Annotated in this window: 11 protein-coding genes; 5 read left to right on the forward strand and 6 right to left on the reverse strand. The window is 49.2% G+C overall.

Going from position 1 to position 15,670, the window contains the following annotated elements:
- Positions 1-33: 33 nt before the first annotated feature.
- Both P2W70_RS34160 and P2W70_RS34165 read right to left on the reverse strand, forming a co-directional pair.
- Entirely contained in the window at positions 34-1,692 is a 1,659-nt protein-coding gene (locus P2W70_RS34160; RefSeq protein ID WP_276486116.1) for a TonB-dependent receptor, read from the reverse strand.
- Between the two features lie 46 nt (positions 1,693-1,738).
- Positions 1,739-4,765 carry a tetratricopeptide repeat protein gene (locus P2W70_RS34165; RefSeq protein ID WP_276486117.1) on the reverse strand — a complete coding sequence of 1,009 codons (3,027 nt, stop codon included), beginning with the start codon at positions 4,763-4,765 and terminating at the stop codon, positions 1,739-1,741.
- A gap of 277 nt (positions 4,766-5,042) precedes the next feature.
- On the opposite strand from P2W70_RS34165, the gene P2W70_RS34170 reads away from it, so the two are divergent.
- Together P2W70_RS34170 and P2W70_RS34175 are read left to right on the forward strand one after the other, a co-directional pair.
- Positions 5,043-5,450: a DoxX family protein gene (locus P2W70_RS34170; protein ID WP_276486118.1), complete on the forward strand. Its 408-nt coding sequence runs from the start codon at positions 5,043-5,045 to the stop codon at positions 5,448-5,450.
- A 43-nt stretch (positions 5,451-5,493) separates the two neighbouring features.
- Positions 5,494-5,916, forward strand: coding sequence for an acyl-CoA thioesterase (locus P2W70_RS34175; RefSeq protein ID WP_276486119.1), 423 nt, complete (start codon positions 5,494-5,496; stop codon positions 5,914-5,916).
- Between the two features lie 361 nt (positions 5,917-6,277).
- Here P2W70_RS34175 and P2W70_RS34180 read toward each other — a convergent pair whose 3' ends face one another.
- From P2W70_RS34180 to P2W70_RS34195, 4 genes are all read right to left on the reverse strand, one after another.
- Complete coding sequence (locus P2W70_RS34180; RefSeq protein WP_276486120.1) at positions 6,278-7,240, reverse strand: alpha/beta hydrolase; 963 nt, start codon at positions 7,238-7,240, stop codon at positions 6,278-6,280.
- A 30-nt stretch (positions 7,241-7,270) separates the two neighbouring features.
- Positions 7,271-7,924, reverse strand: coding sequence for an SdpI family protein (locus tag P2W70_RS34185; RefSeq protein WP_276486121.1), 654 nt, complete (start codon positions 7,922-7,924; stop codon positions 7,271-7,273).
- Positions 7,925-7,927: 3 nt separating this feature from the next.
- On the reverse strand, positions 7,928-8,182 hold the full coding sequence (locus P2W70_RS34190; protein ID WP_276486122.1) for an autorepressor SdpR family transcription factor: 255 nt from the start codon (positions 8,180-8,182) through the stop codon (positions 7,928-7,930).
- Positions 8,183-8,302: 120 nt separating this feature from the next.
- Positions 8,303-9,541, reverse strand: a complete 1,239-nt coding sequence (locus P2W70_RS34195; RefSeq protein ID WP_276486123.1) for an RNA polymerase sigma factor — start codon at positions 9,539-9,541, stop codon at positions 8,303-8,305.
- 448 nt (positions 9,542-9,989) lie between these two features.
- On the opposite strand from P2W70_RS34195, the gene P2W70_RS34200 reads away from it, so the two are divergent.
- Genes P2W70_RS34200 through P2W70_RS34210 form a run of 3 tightly spaced genes read left to right on the forward strand, consistent with a single transcriptional unit; the run spans position 9,990 to position 15,639 of the window.
- Positions 9,990-13,025: a SusC/RagA family TonB-linked outer membrane protein gene (locus P2W70_RS34200; protein ID WP_276486124.1), complete on the forward strand. Its 3,036-nt coding sequence runs from the start codon at positions 9,990-9,992 to the stop codon at positions 13,023-13,025.
- Positions 13,026-13,034: 9 nt separating this feature from the next.
- Complete coding sequence (locus P2W70_RS34205; protein WP_276486126.1) at positions 13,035-14,564, forward strand: RagB/SusD family nutrient uptake outer membrane protein; 1,530 nt, start codon at positions 13,035-13,037, stop codon at positions 14,562-14,564.
- Between the two features lie 40 nt (positions 14,565-14,604).
- Entirely contained in the window at positions 14,605-15,639 is a 1,035-nt protein-coding gene (locus P2W70_RS34210; protein WP_276486128.1) for a TlpA disulfide reductase family protein, read from the forward strand.
- Positions 15,640-15,670: the final 31 nt, after the last annotated feature.

Consider the following 15,670-nt stretch of genomic DNA (forward strand, 5'->3'; position numbering starts at 1 on the left):
GGCTTCGCCGCTAAATCCTGCTATCCTTCCCCCCTAACGCTGGTTGAAGGAATATGTGATGCCGCCCAGGATATTAAATCCAAAAACGTCGTACTGATTCCAGCGCTGGTATTTGTTGTTGAAGATATTGTTCATCTGCAGCCAGAGGTTGAAATTCTTCGTGATCCGGAACTCCGCACCGGCGTTCAGGTCGAAAGCGGCGGGGCTTTTGCCATTCTCGCCATCTTTCCGGCGATATTGCGCACCATCCCAGGCCCAGAGGTCCGAATGCAACCAGAGGTCTTTCATCACCTGCCAGCGGAGGCCTACATTCAGTTCGACCGGGATCATACCCCAGGCTTTCATTTCACGCTCTACCTTGGTAAACCAGTTGAGGTTGAAACCGGCAGTAGCATTGAACTTCTCGCCGATATTATATCCTACTTCCGAATGAATGTTGACGACATTGACCTGGGGATCGTAAATGGTGAGGAAGGTCTTGCCGTCTATCGTATCGTTTACGAAAAGGGCAATATCACGGTATTTCTGCAAGCCTACTTTGGCCGAGTAGGTAAAATGCCCTGCGACCGAGCCCTTGAAACCAGCATACAATTCCGTTACACGCGTATTCATCAAAGAATCGGGCTGGGCGATCCAGGGATTGATGGAGGCGAAACGCTGATACGATCCTTTCTGGTAATAGCCAATCCAACCCAGTTGCAGGGTCAGCTGTTTATCGCCCGTAGAGATATCGGCCATCAGGTTGGGCAGCAGGTTGAACTTCTTATCCTGCCAGGTGGGCAATATGCCGCCATGCAGGTTCAAGGTGGGTGTTTTATACTGCAAAGCAGTTCCTACCTGGTATAAATTGTTGTTGTCGGTAAACTTGGTTCCCGGCGTATTGACCGAGTAGTTGGTCAGGTCGGCCGTAACACCCAGCTTAAAAGTGAATTCATCGCCAAAGGTTTTCTCCAGTGGCAGGTTGATCACCGTATTGGACTCCCGCCCTTTGGGACTGTGGTTGTCATTAAATACACTTACCCGCATACTGGGGTGGTAATTGATACCAAACTCGGTAGGCGCCAGGTTATGCATATCTGCTCTTGCCTCGATGGTCTGGAAGCGCTGACGCAGGTCTTTTTTGGTAAAGATCAGCGAATCGGGCTGGTATCCATAGAGGTAATAATCATTGCTGCTGAAACCTACGGAACCGTTCCATTCGAGGTTCTTGGGTGTTTTGTAAGTAACCGCTGCCCCTACTTTGGCCAGACTGTTCTTCTGGAAAGCCTGGTCACCTTTTGAATTGTAGTAATTGGCAAACACATTGAAGAAGGTGGTTTGTCCGTCGCCAAAACTGAAACCCGCTTTCACGTAAGGCTGGTGTACGTTACCAATACCCACTTTGATGTAGTTGCTGTTGACCCAGCTATTGAGTGAGTCCATCTGCAAAGCTACCGGCTTGAGTTCGGCAGGCTGGTAGGTGAAATACAGGTTTTGAACCGGAATATTGTATAACAACGTGGGTTTCGACGTATCAGCAACCGGCGGGGCAGCGTTGAAATTGATCTTCGAAGCCTCACGAAGTACAGGTTTGAACGTGGAGGTAATATCAATCGTTTTGCGTTTGGTAGTATCCTGTGCCAGGGCAGCGATACCTGCTCCCCAGAAACATGCACCCAGTGCTACTACTTTAAGAACTGCTTTATTATTCATCTGCAAATTGATTCTTTGTTAATGGATGGATTCAACAATAGCTGCTCTACTCGACCTTGCTGCTCTTCTTTTCTGCTTCCGTGGTTTCTTTCAGTTTACGCACGGCTTCCGAGCGCAGCTCTTCGATCTTCGCATTGTCCACCACACTCTGGTAAGTAGCCTTGGCATTGAAATAATCCTGCTGCTTGAAGTACACATCGCCCAGTACGATATAAGCCTTGGTAACCCAGTGTTCGTATGAACCGGCTTTGTTGATGACCTCAAAAGCCGCTTTCTCGGCCTCTGGCAGGCGGTTCTGAGCCAGGTAGCTGTTGGCGATCTCGTAGCGGGCTTCGGCACCATACGCCGATTTGCTCAGTGACACGACCGTACGGTAAGCAGTGATCGCCTGGTCGTATTCTTTCGCATTTTGGTGCGATTTGGCAATGGCCAGGTTCGCCAGTACCTTGTCGTCGGTACCGATACCTTTCTGCGCCAACAGGTCTTTCGCATTGGCTACCGCCTCTGCATATTTCTGCAACTGGTACTGGCTGCGCAATAAACCACGCATCGCTTCCAGCTTGTTTTCCTGGGAAGAAGCGAAATCCTTCAGCTTCGTAAAGTATTTCTCGGCTTTTGGATAATCTTTCAGGTCGAAGAAATTGAGACGGGCTGCATTGACCAGCGATTTCTCGCCAAATTTGTGCGGCACCCGGTCGGACAGGATCTCATACCCTGCAGCCGCCTTGGCCCAATCCTTCTGATTGAAGTAGATCTCGCTTTTGTAATACAGCGCCTCCAACGAATGTTTGCCGTCGGGGAACTTCGCGAGGTATTCTTCGAACTTTTTGGCAGCTGCCGGGAAATTGCCGTTGTTGAATTGCACTTCCGCTTCCTGGTAGGCCAGTTCATCCTCTTGCGTGGTCGTTACTTCCTTACCCATCTTACGGGCAAAAGCTACGTATTCGCTGGTTTTACCCTGCTCGATGTAAATGATGCGGGCGTTCTCCAGGGCTGCATCTGCCTCGGGTGCATTGGGGAACTGCTGCAGGAGCGCAGAATACTGGTTGAGCGCTTCGGAATTGTTATCGAGGTTGTAATAAGCGATACCCATCTTCAGTAATGCTTTGGGCTTAAGCGAAGAGTTGGGATCACTCACCACATTCTTGAGGTAAGGGATCGCTTCGCGGAACTGCTCGTTGGCCAGCATGGTCACGGCAATTTCCATATTTGCATCGGCGATAAGGCCTGAGCTGGGATAGCGACGGCTGATGGTCGACAGCAGGTTGATCTTCTCCTTGCCGTTGTTGACACCAGCGATCATCGCTTTCTGGAAGGTTGCATAATCACTGGCAGGCCAGGAGTATTCCAATACTTTGTTGTACATGGATTCCGCCTTCTTATAATCGCGGGCCATGTAATAGCAATCAGCTATGCGAACGTAGGCATCCTGCTCGAGCGCCGAAGCATTGAGCCGCGGGATTCCAGGCACCACCTGCTCGAAGAAACCCTGTGCCAGTTTATAGTTTTCCTTTTTCAGGTAGCTATAGCCCAGGTTGTATTTAGCATTCGCCGGGTTTACTTCTCCATTGACCACACTACCCTTCAGGTACTCCTGGTAGTAGCGGATCGCATCATCCGTCTTATTGAGGCGATAGGAGATCTCCCCTTTCCAGAATTGCACATAGGGCAATACGGAACCACTGTTGGGATCGATCTCTGCACGGGTCAGCAATTCCAGGGCAGTTACCAGCATACCATCATTGGCGAGTTCAGTAGCGCGGCCGTATAATATTTTGGGGTAGAGACGACGTGCATTGGGTGATGGCGACTTCACGCTTTCCAGCAACGCGAGGGCATCCTTGTAGTTGTTGGTATTGGCCAGCACACTCACCATCAGTTCACGGGCCTCGTTATTGTATTCCGATTGCGGGTAGGCCTGGATAAAACGTTGCAACTCTGTAAGCGCCAGATCCTGGTAGCCTAGTTCGTAGGAAAGCTTGGCATAGTTGAACATCGAGATCTCTTTCTGCTTCGCATTGCTGTTGTTGGCAGCACCGATCAGGAAAGCGTTGCGGGCATTGGCTTTCTGGCCTGTCTTCAGGTAAGCATCCCCCAGCAGGTACATGGCATTTTGTGCCAGTGAGTCATCTTTACCGCTGATTTGCTTGAACCCTTCAATGGCTTTGTTATAGTTATTGGCTTTGTAATAGCAATACGACAGCTCGTATACGTCTTCCTTGCGCACCTTGTCCGATTTGTTGACATAGGTTTCGAGGTAAGGCAGGGCCTTTGCATACTGTTGCTTTTCAAAGTACGCATGCCCCACGATCTGGCGCATTTCGAGGTCATAGTGCAGGTTGCCTCTTTTCAGCTTGTTCTCTGCGTACTCGAGGGCCTTGTCTTTCTGACCGAGCGAATAGTAAATGTTCGCCACGTAGTAAGGCACTACTTTGCCATAGTCAGGATGATCTTCTACGACGGCAAACGCATCAAGGGCGTCGCGGTATTTTCTGTCGTAGAATGCTATGAATCCATAGTAATAGTTGGCGTCGATATAGTTGGGATCGGTCTTGATTTGCCGGATGGCATCAAAAAGCGGTTTTGCCTTGTCAAACTGCTTGGCATTGAAGTAAGCATAACCCAGGTGAAACTTCATGTCGGCGATCTCACGGTTGCTGAGGTTTGCGATATCAGCCTTTTCAAACAGGGGGATCGCTTCTGCATATTGCTGCTGCCTGAAATAGTATTCTGCCAGGTGGAAGGCCATCATCTGGGTGCGGGCCTCATTGGCCTCCAGGTCGATGAAGTTCCTGGCGTTCTGTTCAGCCGCCTTTTCGTTTTGCTTGAGGGCGCAGACGATCGTGTAGTACCGGATTTCCTGGTAAGGCAACGCCTGGTTGGTGATATCCGCCTCCTTCTGCTTCAGCGTGAGATCCTTCAACAGCGGATAAGCCAAGCTGTACTGCTCCCGTTGAAAATATTCTTTAGCCTGCTTGTAAGAGGCCTGGGGATCGTCGAGGAACTTTGTTTGTTGGGCAATAGAAAATTGGGAAAGACCAAGAAGAGCAATGATAGCTGTCGATTTTTTCATTCCCTGCTTTTTTATTCAATTCTTTTTTTGATTCCGGGGAACAAAAAAAATACGAATAGCGAATCGGATCTTGAGTGTTCTTGCTTAATTCCAGTTCGGCATTCGTAGTGCTTCTGTTGGCTCCCCTGCTGGGTTTTTAACGTGGTAAAGTTTCTAATTATTTTATGTTCAACCAAAGATCGTTCCTAACACTGTGGATAAGTGCAAGGATTAACAATTCTTTTTGTTTATGTATAGCCAAAACAAAACCATTATTTTTGAAAAAATATCCTAACCGATGAGCAAACTCATATCAACAAACTACAGCACAGGAGCCTTTAATTTCGGAGCCCTGGTATTGCGTCTGGCAGCAGGTGGACTCCTTATCCCACACGGATTCGACAAGCTTGCTCACTTTACTCAGTATAAGGCAAAATTCATCAATTTCATGGGCATCGGCTCTACCGCCTCGCTCTCCCTGACCATCTTTGCGGAGCTGTTCTGCGCGCTTTTCGTGGTATTGGGATTGGCTACACGACTGGCTGCCATCCCACCCTTCATCGCTATGTTCGTAGCACTGTGGAAAGGCCACAACATGGATATATTCGGTAAAGGCGAACATGCGGCCCTCTTTATGTTTGCTTTTCTCGTGATCCTCGTGATAGGCCCCGGCAGAGCCAGCGTAGACGGTGCCATGGGCAAATAACACCAACCGATTCAGCTAACCATTTACATTTTCAAGCTAGCTTATGTTCATTGCGGAGACCAACATACGCGTTCGATATGCGGAGACCGATCAGATGGATGTCGTTTACTACGGCAATTATGCGCAGTACTTTGAAGTTGGACGTGTAGAGGCCATCCGGCAATTGGGGTATAGCTACAAGGACATGGAAAACAGTGGCGTCATGATGCCGGTGGTAGAGATGCAGTGCAAATACCTGCGGCCGGCACATTATGACGACCTGTTGACCATCAAAACCATGTTGCGGGAACTGCCGGAAGGCCACCGCATCGAGTTCAACCAGGAAGTGTACAATGAACAGGGAAAATTGCTGACGGCCGGAAAGATCGTGCTCTATTTTCTGGACATGAATACCAGAACCCGCACCCATATGCCAGCCCCCTTGCGAGCGGCGCTGGCACCATTTTTTACCCAGGCAGGAAGTTAAAGATTCCTTAATCGAGCGACTATTGCATGATTGGGAAGAAACGTATTTCTTTGCACCACCAATCCAAGAAAAACCAATGAGACCAATATCATTGAAAAACCGACCAAGTCCAGGATCCAAGTGAAAAACCAGTCCAGATCGCTGAAAAACCGACAAGACCAACGTCCAAAGAAAAACCAGATCCAGATCCGCTTCCTGGCAGGCGCAGCCTGAAGGAAAGAAAAACCACGACCGTCCGAAAGTCCTTTGAAAAACATCCCCAGCGGATGTTTTTCTCCTTTTAGCCCCGACCGGCCTCTATACCTCCCGCCATCGCCTCCTTCAGCGCCCCAATTTCAACCCGGCCAGCCTGCTGACGATACTATTTTTTCCCTTTGATAAAAGACACCACCTGTTGCCCCAGCGCCGGCACGATCGGCAAAAGGGGGTCATTATAAGTCTTCATATTGGCAGCCCTATCACCCGAAACAGGCTTTAGTATGTGGTTCATGCCGGGAATAATAGCGAGCGTAGCACGCGGATTGGCAGCCGACAGCCTTTTAGCATCTTCCACCGACACCTGGATGTCCTGATCACCCTGAACGATCAATACTGGCATCCTGAGCTTAGCGATCAGCACCTGTGGATCATACCTGAACCACGATATCATATAAGGCTGTATCGATGGCCTGAATACCGAATTGATCATCCGATTCACACTATCAACGGTTTTACCTTTTCCCAAACTATCCAATATGGGCAAGGCCAGGTCCCTCACCATGGGAGGCTGTGCATTGAATTGTTCTTTCAATAAAGCATCCGCCCGCTGCCCCGCCCCGGCTATAGAGATATACGCATTGGCTTTGGCATCAGCTGCCGCCAGCATACCAATCAAAGATCCCTCACTGTGACCAATCACTACAACTCTTCGAAACCGTTTATCTTGTTGCAATAGCGCTACCCAGCCACGGGCATCGGACACATAATCGTCAAACCGCAATGCCGACTCGGCTTTCATCGCCCCAACGCTGGCGCCGATACCCCGCTTGTCATAACGCAAGGTCGTTATACCTTGCTTCAACAATTCATCCGACAGCATTTTCAAAGAGTTGTTTTTCATCATCTGGTTATTACCGTCCTTATCGGTTGGGCCAGAACCTGCAATGATCAGGGCCACGGTCTCACTGTTGCCGGAAGCAGGCAGCGATAGCCAACCTGCAATATTTCCACTTTCCGTCTTCAGGGTTACCGATGTTTCCACTGGTGCCGCCTGCTGCGCAGTGACAGGTTGCGTCATGCCGGCATACCACAAGGATATACCCAGCAGGCTTAAACAAAGTTTCATAAGCTGCTTATTAAGTGTAGAAAAAAGTATTTACCGTATTTGCGCCTGGCGCCTGAATTCGATATAGGAGAAGGCGACGGGCACCACTACCAATACCGCGAGTACTGCGCCGGCCGTAATCAGGAGCGCCACATGAGACCTGATAACCAATGCTGCAATGATGATCAGGATGCCACCCACCATCCATAACCGGGCACCGAGGTAGTGCGTCTTGCGCCATACCTGCTCATTTTCCAACGTCCAGGGAGTCCGGATGCCCATGAAATAATTGGGACGCAGTGCCTGAAAATAGTTGCCCAGCATCGTCAGCATGAGACCTACGAGCGCTATCAGCCACTGAGGATTATCTATATGCCCCATTCGCGTTACATACAACAGGTAAACAGATAGTACCGACATAAAAAAGATGATCATAAAGCGGAGACTATGGTATTTATCTCCCATCTCCCGAAGTCTTTTTTTAGGATCCAGTACCGGGATCACAAACATCAGCAGATACACTGCCAACGCTAATCCCGACGGTATAACCAGCAGCAGGGCTTTACGGGACCAGTCATCCGCCACCCCTTCTATATTAAAATGCGTGGGGACCCGTTCCGGCAAGGATGCCCAAATGATAGCGAGATATCCAAAAGGCAACAGGATCAATACCCACAACAGCAACTCCCTGATGAATCTGTTCATAAGCTATTTTTTTAGGGTGAGTATGAATTGCAGCACATCGTCCAGCACGGTGGTATTGATAGAATAGGTAATGTACTGCCCTTCCTTCACCGTTGTTACCAAACCTGCCTGCTTGAGTTTGTCGAGATGATGCGATACGCTGGGTGCTGCCATGTCGAACTTGGCGGCTATCTCTCCTGCCGTCATATCGCGTTTGCGCAAAAGCTTCAGGATCTCCCTGCGTGCCGGGTCATTCAGCGCTTTAAAAACCTCGTTCATGGAAGCACGTGCGTATTTATATATTTAGACAAATGTCTAAATACTATCTGGCATTACCAAATCGGTCCTTGCTTTTTTGATAACCGTCAATGTCGCTGAGGGGAAAGGAACAGTCGCGGTTCAGGCATTCAACTGTCCGATCTTTTTACGGAGCATGACCCGTTCGGCCTCTACACGGGTCTGCAGCACAGCCTGCTCGTAGTGAAACCGGGCTTGCTGCCGGTCGGTCGTGCTGTACAACTCACCTGCAAGGAGATGATAATACTGGTCATGCGGAACTGTAAGGGCTTCGAGTGCCGAAAGCGCCGATGGGGCTCCCTGTACCCGATAGATCGCATACACCCTGTTGAGCGCCACAGCCGGGGAGGCATTCGTGCGGGACAACAGATCGTATAATTGCAGGATACGTTGCCATTTTTCAGGCGAGTCTTCTTTCCTGGAATGCCAAAAAGCGATTCCTGCTTCCAGGTGAAAAGAACTGAGTTCGTTACCGGCCCCCGACAGGTGTAGATATTGATCGCCCTGGGCTATTAGTTCCCGGTTCCACAATGCCTCATCTTGTTGATCGTACAAAATTAGTTCACCGGCACTATCTGTTCTGGCCTCCAACCGCGAGGCATGGTAACACATCAGGGCCATCAATGCGTGGGTTGTAGGCAGACTGGTTGCCTCATGGTCTGCCAGGAGCTTGCCCAACCGGAGCGCCTCCAGGCAAAGATCTTTGCGTAGCACATCGTTTTGGCTTCGTGAATAATACCCTTCATTAAATAGCAGGTAAACAACCTTCCACACACTATCCAGCCGTTTCAGGATCTCATTGTGCGCCGGCATCTCCATGTCAATATTGCCTTCCCGCAACTTCTCTTTAGCCCTGAACAATCGCTTATTGATGGTTTCTTTATTGGTCAGAAAGGCATCGGCAATCTCGTCGATGCCAAACCCGCAAAGTATACGAAGCGCGAGCCCAATCTGTGCCTCGGCAGGTATAATAGGATGACATACGGCAAACACCATCTGCAGTTGACTATCCTGTATGTTTTTCGTGGAGAAATCAGGCTCCTCAGGATCAGCTTGCATTTCCTGGGCCTGCTTAACCGCGGGAAGCACTTTTTGCTGCAGGATCTTATCACGCCTGAAATGATACAACGTTTTTTGTTTGGCCACTGCATACAACCAGGCAACCGGATTGGGCGGCAGACCTTTCATACCCCAGGTTTCGGCTGCCTGCAGAAAAGTTTCACTGACAAGATCTTCAGCCGTCTCGATATAAGTCAATCCAAACTGCTTGCTGATCACAGCCACCGTACGGGTGAACTCCTGCTGAAACAATTGCCTGATATCATTGTCTTGCTTTTGCATGTGGCTACCTGGTATATATTATAGACGATGATCCGAACGGATCTCAAATATAATGCGTTTGCGAATAGCACCTGGAAAGCCGCCACCGTACATCGTTTCAACAACGACGTAACTTTACCCCCATGAATAATGTTAAAATAATTAGGCGGAATGTAGACCTTGAAGTATATTTGTCTACCATTTAAGTAGACTTATAGAAACCACAGTACCAAATCAACTATTATGACACCTTTAGTAACACATCGATCCCTGCTCCGGAGCACTCATGCCTACCAGTATTGCTCCTTATACCGCTGTTAATATCATACCATAAGAATACCACTTGGTGTGGTTTTGACGATCAGGAAGATGGCGCTGGTTGATCATTTGCTATGCAACAAATGAAATGCCACTTGCATGCCTTCCCGGGTCGTAGCGCCTATTTATTTTAAACACTCAATGCAACCGAATGAAGCAACGTTTCCGGATGTGGCTAATGGCTATTCTATTGTTACCATTGCACATCTTCGCTCAAAATGCCACCTCCACCATCAATTCTGTACTACACGGAAAAGTGACCGATCTTAAAAAAGGCACCCCACTGGAGGGAGCCAGTGTCGTCATTAAAAACACCACGCACAGTGTCGTAACCGACCCCGACGGCAAGTTCACTTTCCGCACGGGCCAGAAACTACCCTATATCCTGGTTATCAGTTATGTTGGCTATAAACCGCTGACAGTAACTGCCCATACAGAAGACATCGAGATCAAACTGGAAGAATTACCTAACCAGCTGGAAGAAGTAGTGGTAACTGGTGTAGCAGAAGGAACCAGTCGCAAGAAACTTTCTTTTGCGCTTACCAAAGTAAGCACCGAACAACTGAATACAGTGCCCGCTACCGATGCCTCACAATCTCTGCGGGGTAAGGTAGCAGGTATTCAGATAGATCAATCTGCCGGCAACCAGAGCGCCACCGTGTACCTGCGCGGCGCCAAGTCCATCAATGGCAACATAGCCCCCCTGCTGGTAGTGGATGGCTATGTTACCGGACTGGGCCTGTCGGACCTGAATCCACAAGACATCGAATCGATTGAAGTAGTAAAAGGTGCGGCAGCCTCCGCCTTGTATGGAACACGGGGAGAAGGTGGTGTGATCCAGGTGATCACCAAAAAAGGAAAAGGACTTAACAAAATTAATATCACGGTAGACAACGAATACGGGATCAGCAATGTACAGCGTACACCTCCAACATCGCAATTGCACTTTTACAAGGTCAATGCGGATGGTACGTTTGTATTGAGTTCCGGCAACAACCGTACATTGGATTTCAAAGACAACGGCTTTTCGCTCAATCAGCATCCCTACACGAAATACAACGACAATGTGGGCAATATGCTGAGCAACAATCCCTATTATACGAACTACGTGTCGATATCGACAGCCGGCGAAAAATTCAACCTGTTTGGATCCTTTCAGAATCAATCCAAAGGAGGTGTTGCCGGCCCCATCGAGCCAGACACCCGCAGAACCGCCCTGCTGAATGTTGGCTATAAGCCCAATAAAAACCTGGAGGCAGAAGTAACGGTGCAATATTTCAACAGAAACACCCCTTCAGCCTCTTTATCCTCCAGCGGAGCGGGTTCTGTATTGTATTCCGCGCTATTGTATGAACCGTTTGTAGACCTTACCGAACGCCAGGCCGATGGCCGATACGCCTTCAAACCCTACGGTTTTGATATCCAGAAGTTCAATGTGGGCAATCCATTTTATCAGTTGACGTATCGGGAATATGCAAATGCCAGCAACAACCTGATGCTCGGTGGCCGTTTGAAATACAAATTCTCCAAAAAGATTTCAGCCGAGGTAGCTGGTTCGTTTCAGAATGAATATGCTGAACTGGAAGACTATTATCCCAAGGGATACCAGACACTTACCGCAGATGTCACCAAAAACAATGGCTACTATGGATTGTCCAACACCCATCAGTCATCGAAGAATGGGCAGGTACAGTTGAACTACGTGGACCAGTTTGGAGATTTCGATTTCGGCGTCAACCTGAAATCAGTATACGAAGAATCAAAGACCACTGGCTTAAGTGCGTCCGGTTACAACCTCACTGCCCCGGTAAAAAGTCTGGCTGTGGTAGACGCCAGTACCCAAAGTACTTCTTCCAGCTGGAGCCAGCTGGTAAACTACGGGTATTTCCTCAACCTGAAATCTGCCTGGAAGAATAAGGTATTTATCGACGTACTGGGCCGCCTTGATCAAAGTTCCCGTTTCGGCTCTAATGTGGCCACTGCCTTTTTCCCGCGTGCTTCTATCGCCTATCGTATTTCGGAAGACATCGCCCTTGGTCCCGTCACCGAGTTGAAGGTAAGAGCTGCTTATGGCAGAGCGGGTAGTTTACCTGGCTATGGCGCCAAGGAAAGCCAGGTTCGATTGACCAACTCGGGCGGTGTGAGCTTTGTCAGAAGGGAGAATACAGACCTGACCCGCGCTGTCACTTCCGAATTGGAAGTAGGGTTTGACGCCGTCCTGTTTAACAAAATCAATATCCAGGCAAACTACGCATCGGCCTCCAGCCGCAACGATTTTATCCAGGAGCCTTCTTTCCCGCCCGTCAATGGCACTGCAGGAATCTGGAATAACCTGGGCGAAGTAAGATCCAATTCCCTCGAACTGGAGATCAATGGCAACATTATCAACGATAAAAAATGGCATTGGAATGCAGGTGCCACTTTTAGCCGGGTAAGAAGCAAGATCACCTCACTCGGCACTGTACCGGAATTTACATCGGGCGATTTCCGAAAGGCCGCCGGCATCAGTCCCTATTCTTATTATGGGTATAGCATTCTTACCAGTCTTTCACAACTCGAGGTAGACGATAAAGGATTCGTCTCCAATGCAGGCAATGGTATACTGAAGCCAGAAGATTTCACCCTCAACAAACTGGGCTTTGTAGTGCTGAAGAGTCAGATCGGTACGGCGGCAGAAACACCGGTATTTTATCAGAATGCCGCTACCGGTAATAACAAAGTGATCGGGGATGCACAACCAGATTTCCAGGTAGGATTCACCAATAGCGTAAGCTGGGGACCATTGTCGTTGTATGCCGTAGTAGATTGGAAACAGGGTGGACAGAAGTATAACGAAACCGTCAATTACCTGACGTATCAATATCGCTCCACCTTCACCGATAAAGCCGTAGCAGCAGGCCTGCCATTGGCTTTTACGACGGCGGTATTCAATGCACAACAAACTACCGACTATTGGATAGAGAACAGTGGCTACGTTTCCATCCGCGAGATCTCCCTGAGCTACCAATTGCCTGTTCAGCAACTCGGTATCGGACGTATCGTGAAAGGGGCTAAGCTTTCCGCCATCGGCCGAAACCTGTATACCTGGACCGACTTCACCGGTGTTACGCCCGAAGGTTTTGACATCGACTTCTACGCATACCCAGTGTTCCGCACTTTCAGCGGCCGGCTTACCATTAATTTCTAATTACACATCATGAAACAAACAGTCTATATAGTGCTTTCGATCGCCTTACTGGCATCGTGCAAAAAGCTCAACTTCGATGATCCTACTACGCTTACCAATGACGAGGCACTCATCAAAGTACCGGATCTGGGATACCGGCTTGCCACCAGCAGTGTACAATCCACGTTCAGCACCTCTACCAGTTCGGCCGGTACACACTTCAGTCTGCTGGCAGACCAAACCACCAATACCAATGGCAACTCCTCCTGGTGGGACTTTGCCAATGAACCGCGACTCAGACTGAACAACAATGCCTCTTATCGGGGTGCCGTTACCTGGAACACTTTTTACAACAATTTCTACCAGGTAAACCTGGACGCCACGATCACCCTGGATTATATCGAAAACCAGAAACTGGTGATCAAAGACAACCAGGGAAATGACCGGACCAAGGATTGCCAGATCGCAGCCTACTTCGCCAAGGGGGTGTCACAAGGATATCTCGGTGTCATCTTCGACAGGGGCATCATCGTAGACGCTACAAACCTGAGCACCCGTAGCTTTCCCAATTCTTACAAAGAATTGATCACAAATGGCGTTGCGCATCTCGACAAAGCCATCCAACTGGCCAGTGAGCACAACGAGTTCAAGTTCGATTTCCTGTCGGGCATTACGATCAACAAAACAACCTTTATTCAAGTGGCCAATTCCCTGGCTGCCCGCATCCTTTCTTCGCAAGCGCGTGACAAAGCAGAGGCAGCTGCCCTCGGCAATGACTTTTGGAACAGGGTGTACAATTATGCCTCGAAAGGCGTTACCTCAGATTACACCATCAAGACGGTTACCGGAGGTTATTACAACCAGTTGGTAACAAATCTTGTTCAGCGTAACGCAGACGGTTCGGGCTGGCTGGCACCAGATCTTAAAGTGGCCTACCTGGCAGACAAGACGGGCAATACACCCAAATTCTATCCCAGTACCGGCATCCTGCCCGCCATCACTTCCGATGATCCCCGTTTCTATGAGTATTTCGGTTATACCGCCAGCTTTGGCATCATGCTCGAATCACGCGGCCGTGGCTTGTTTACCAATTATTATCGCAAGCGCTGGTTCAATACCCAGAATACCTTAAATGTACCAGAGGCGGTGAATCCCTATTTTCTAAGTGAAGAGATCCGGCTATTGAAGGCAGAAGCTAAGTTCTGGCAGAAAGACTACGATGCCGCGGCCGCACTACTCAACGAACCCAACGCATCGCGTATCCTCAAAGGCAAATTGTCAGCCGTACTAGCCTCAGAAGCTGACCTGCGCAAGGCACTGCACTATGAATATGCCATCGAGATCGATGCAGCCGGCGGTGCCTTTGTACCCTTCACCTTCATGCGGAGAAACAACCTGCTGGTGGGAGGTACGCCAACCGAATATCCCATACCACAACTGCAGCTTGAGTTGGCCAAAACAACCATCTACACCTTCGGTGGCAAAAGTTTCTTCGGAGAGAAAGGCGCCTATGGAGAGGTGGCGACCGCCCCCAATGAAGGTTGGAAAGCCTCAGAATAATACAACAACCCGATTTTTCACCTACCAATAATCAATCACGATGCTTAAAAATTCGATCCCCCTGCCTGCAAGATCAGCGCTGTTCCTGTTCGGCCTGTTGACCTTCGTGGCTGGCGCCACATCCGCCAATGTTAATTTTGCCAAAGAGCAGATCAGGATCAAAGGAGAGGCCGTAGGCATTAAAAACAGCGACAAGGTTTACCTGCAACGGTATCAAAACAAGATGTTCTTTGTCATCGATTCTGCTGTGGTCAAAGATGGTAACTTCACCTTCAATCACAAGCTCGACATACCAGAACTATATGGAGTTTCCGCGGAACCAGGTGAATTATCCACACTGTTCGTTTTTATCGACACCAAGAATGAACTGGCCATTCACCTCGATACGGCGAGAGGTGGTCGCAACAGCACCATTAGCGGTTCACCGGCTGCAGATCGTTACAAGTTGTACCAGCAAAATGCACGCAATACAAATATTGAGGCATTCATCAAAGAGCAGCCTGCTTCCATCGTATCTGCCTTTGTACTGTATCGTTACTTCTCCCCCAGCCTGTCGGCTGACGAGGTAGTTAAATACACCAACCTGCTCGATCCCTCGTTGTCGGGAACTCAATATGTGAAGTTGTTGCGCGAGCTGCCCGCCTCGCTGCGGAGCACTGCGATAGGAGAAAAGGCGCCGGACTTCGAGTTACCCAATCCGGAAGGCAAGCTGGTAAAACTTTCCGATCACTTTGGCAAATACCTGCTGGTCGATTTCTGGGCGGCCTGGTGTGGACCTTGCAGACGAGAAAACCCCAATATCGTACGGGTCTTTAACAAGTATAAGGACAAAGGCTTTTCCGTGTTTGGTGTGTCGCTCGACAGTAAGAAGGATGCCTGGATCCAGGCTATTCAAAAAGACGGTTTGAACTGGCCACAGGTATCCGACCTGTTGTTCTGGGATAGCGGTCCGGCAAAGCTGTACGGTATTCGTGGTATTCCCGGTAATGTGTTGCTCGATCCCACGGGTAAGATCATCGCCCGCAACCTGCGTGGTGAAGACCTCGAAAAGAAGCTGGCGGAATTGATCCACTAACCCATCGTCACCATAGGAAGCAACCAAAAAG

This window comes from Paraflavitalea pollutisoli, from assembly GCF_029360705.1.
In the GTDB taxonomy this organism is placed as follows: Bacteria; Bacteroidota; Bacteroidia; order Chitinophagales; family Chitinophagaceae; genus Paraflavitalea; species Paraflavitalea pollutisoli.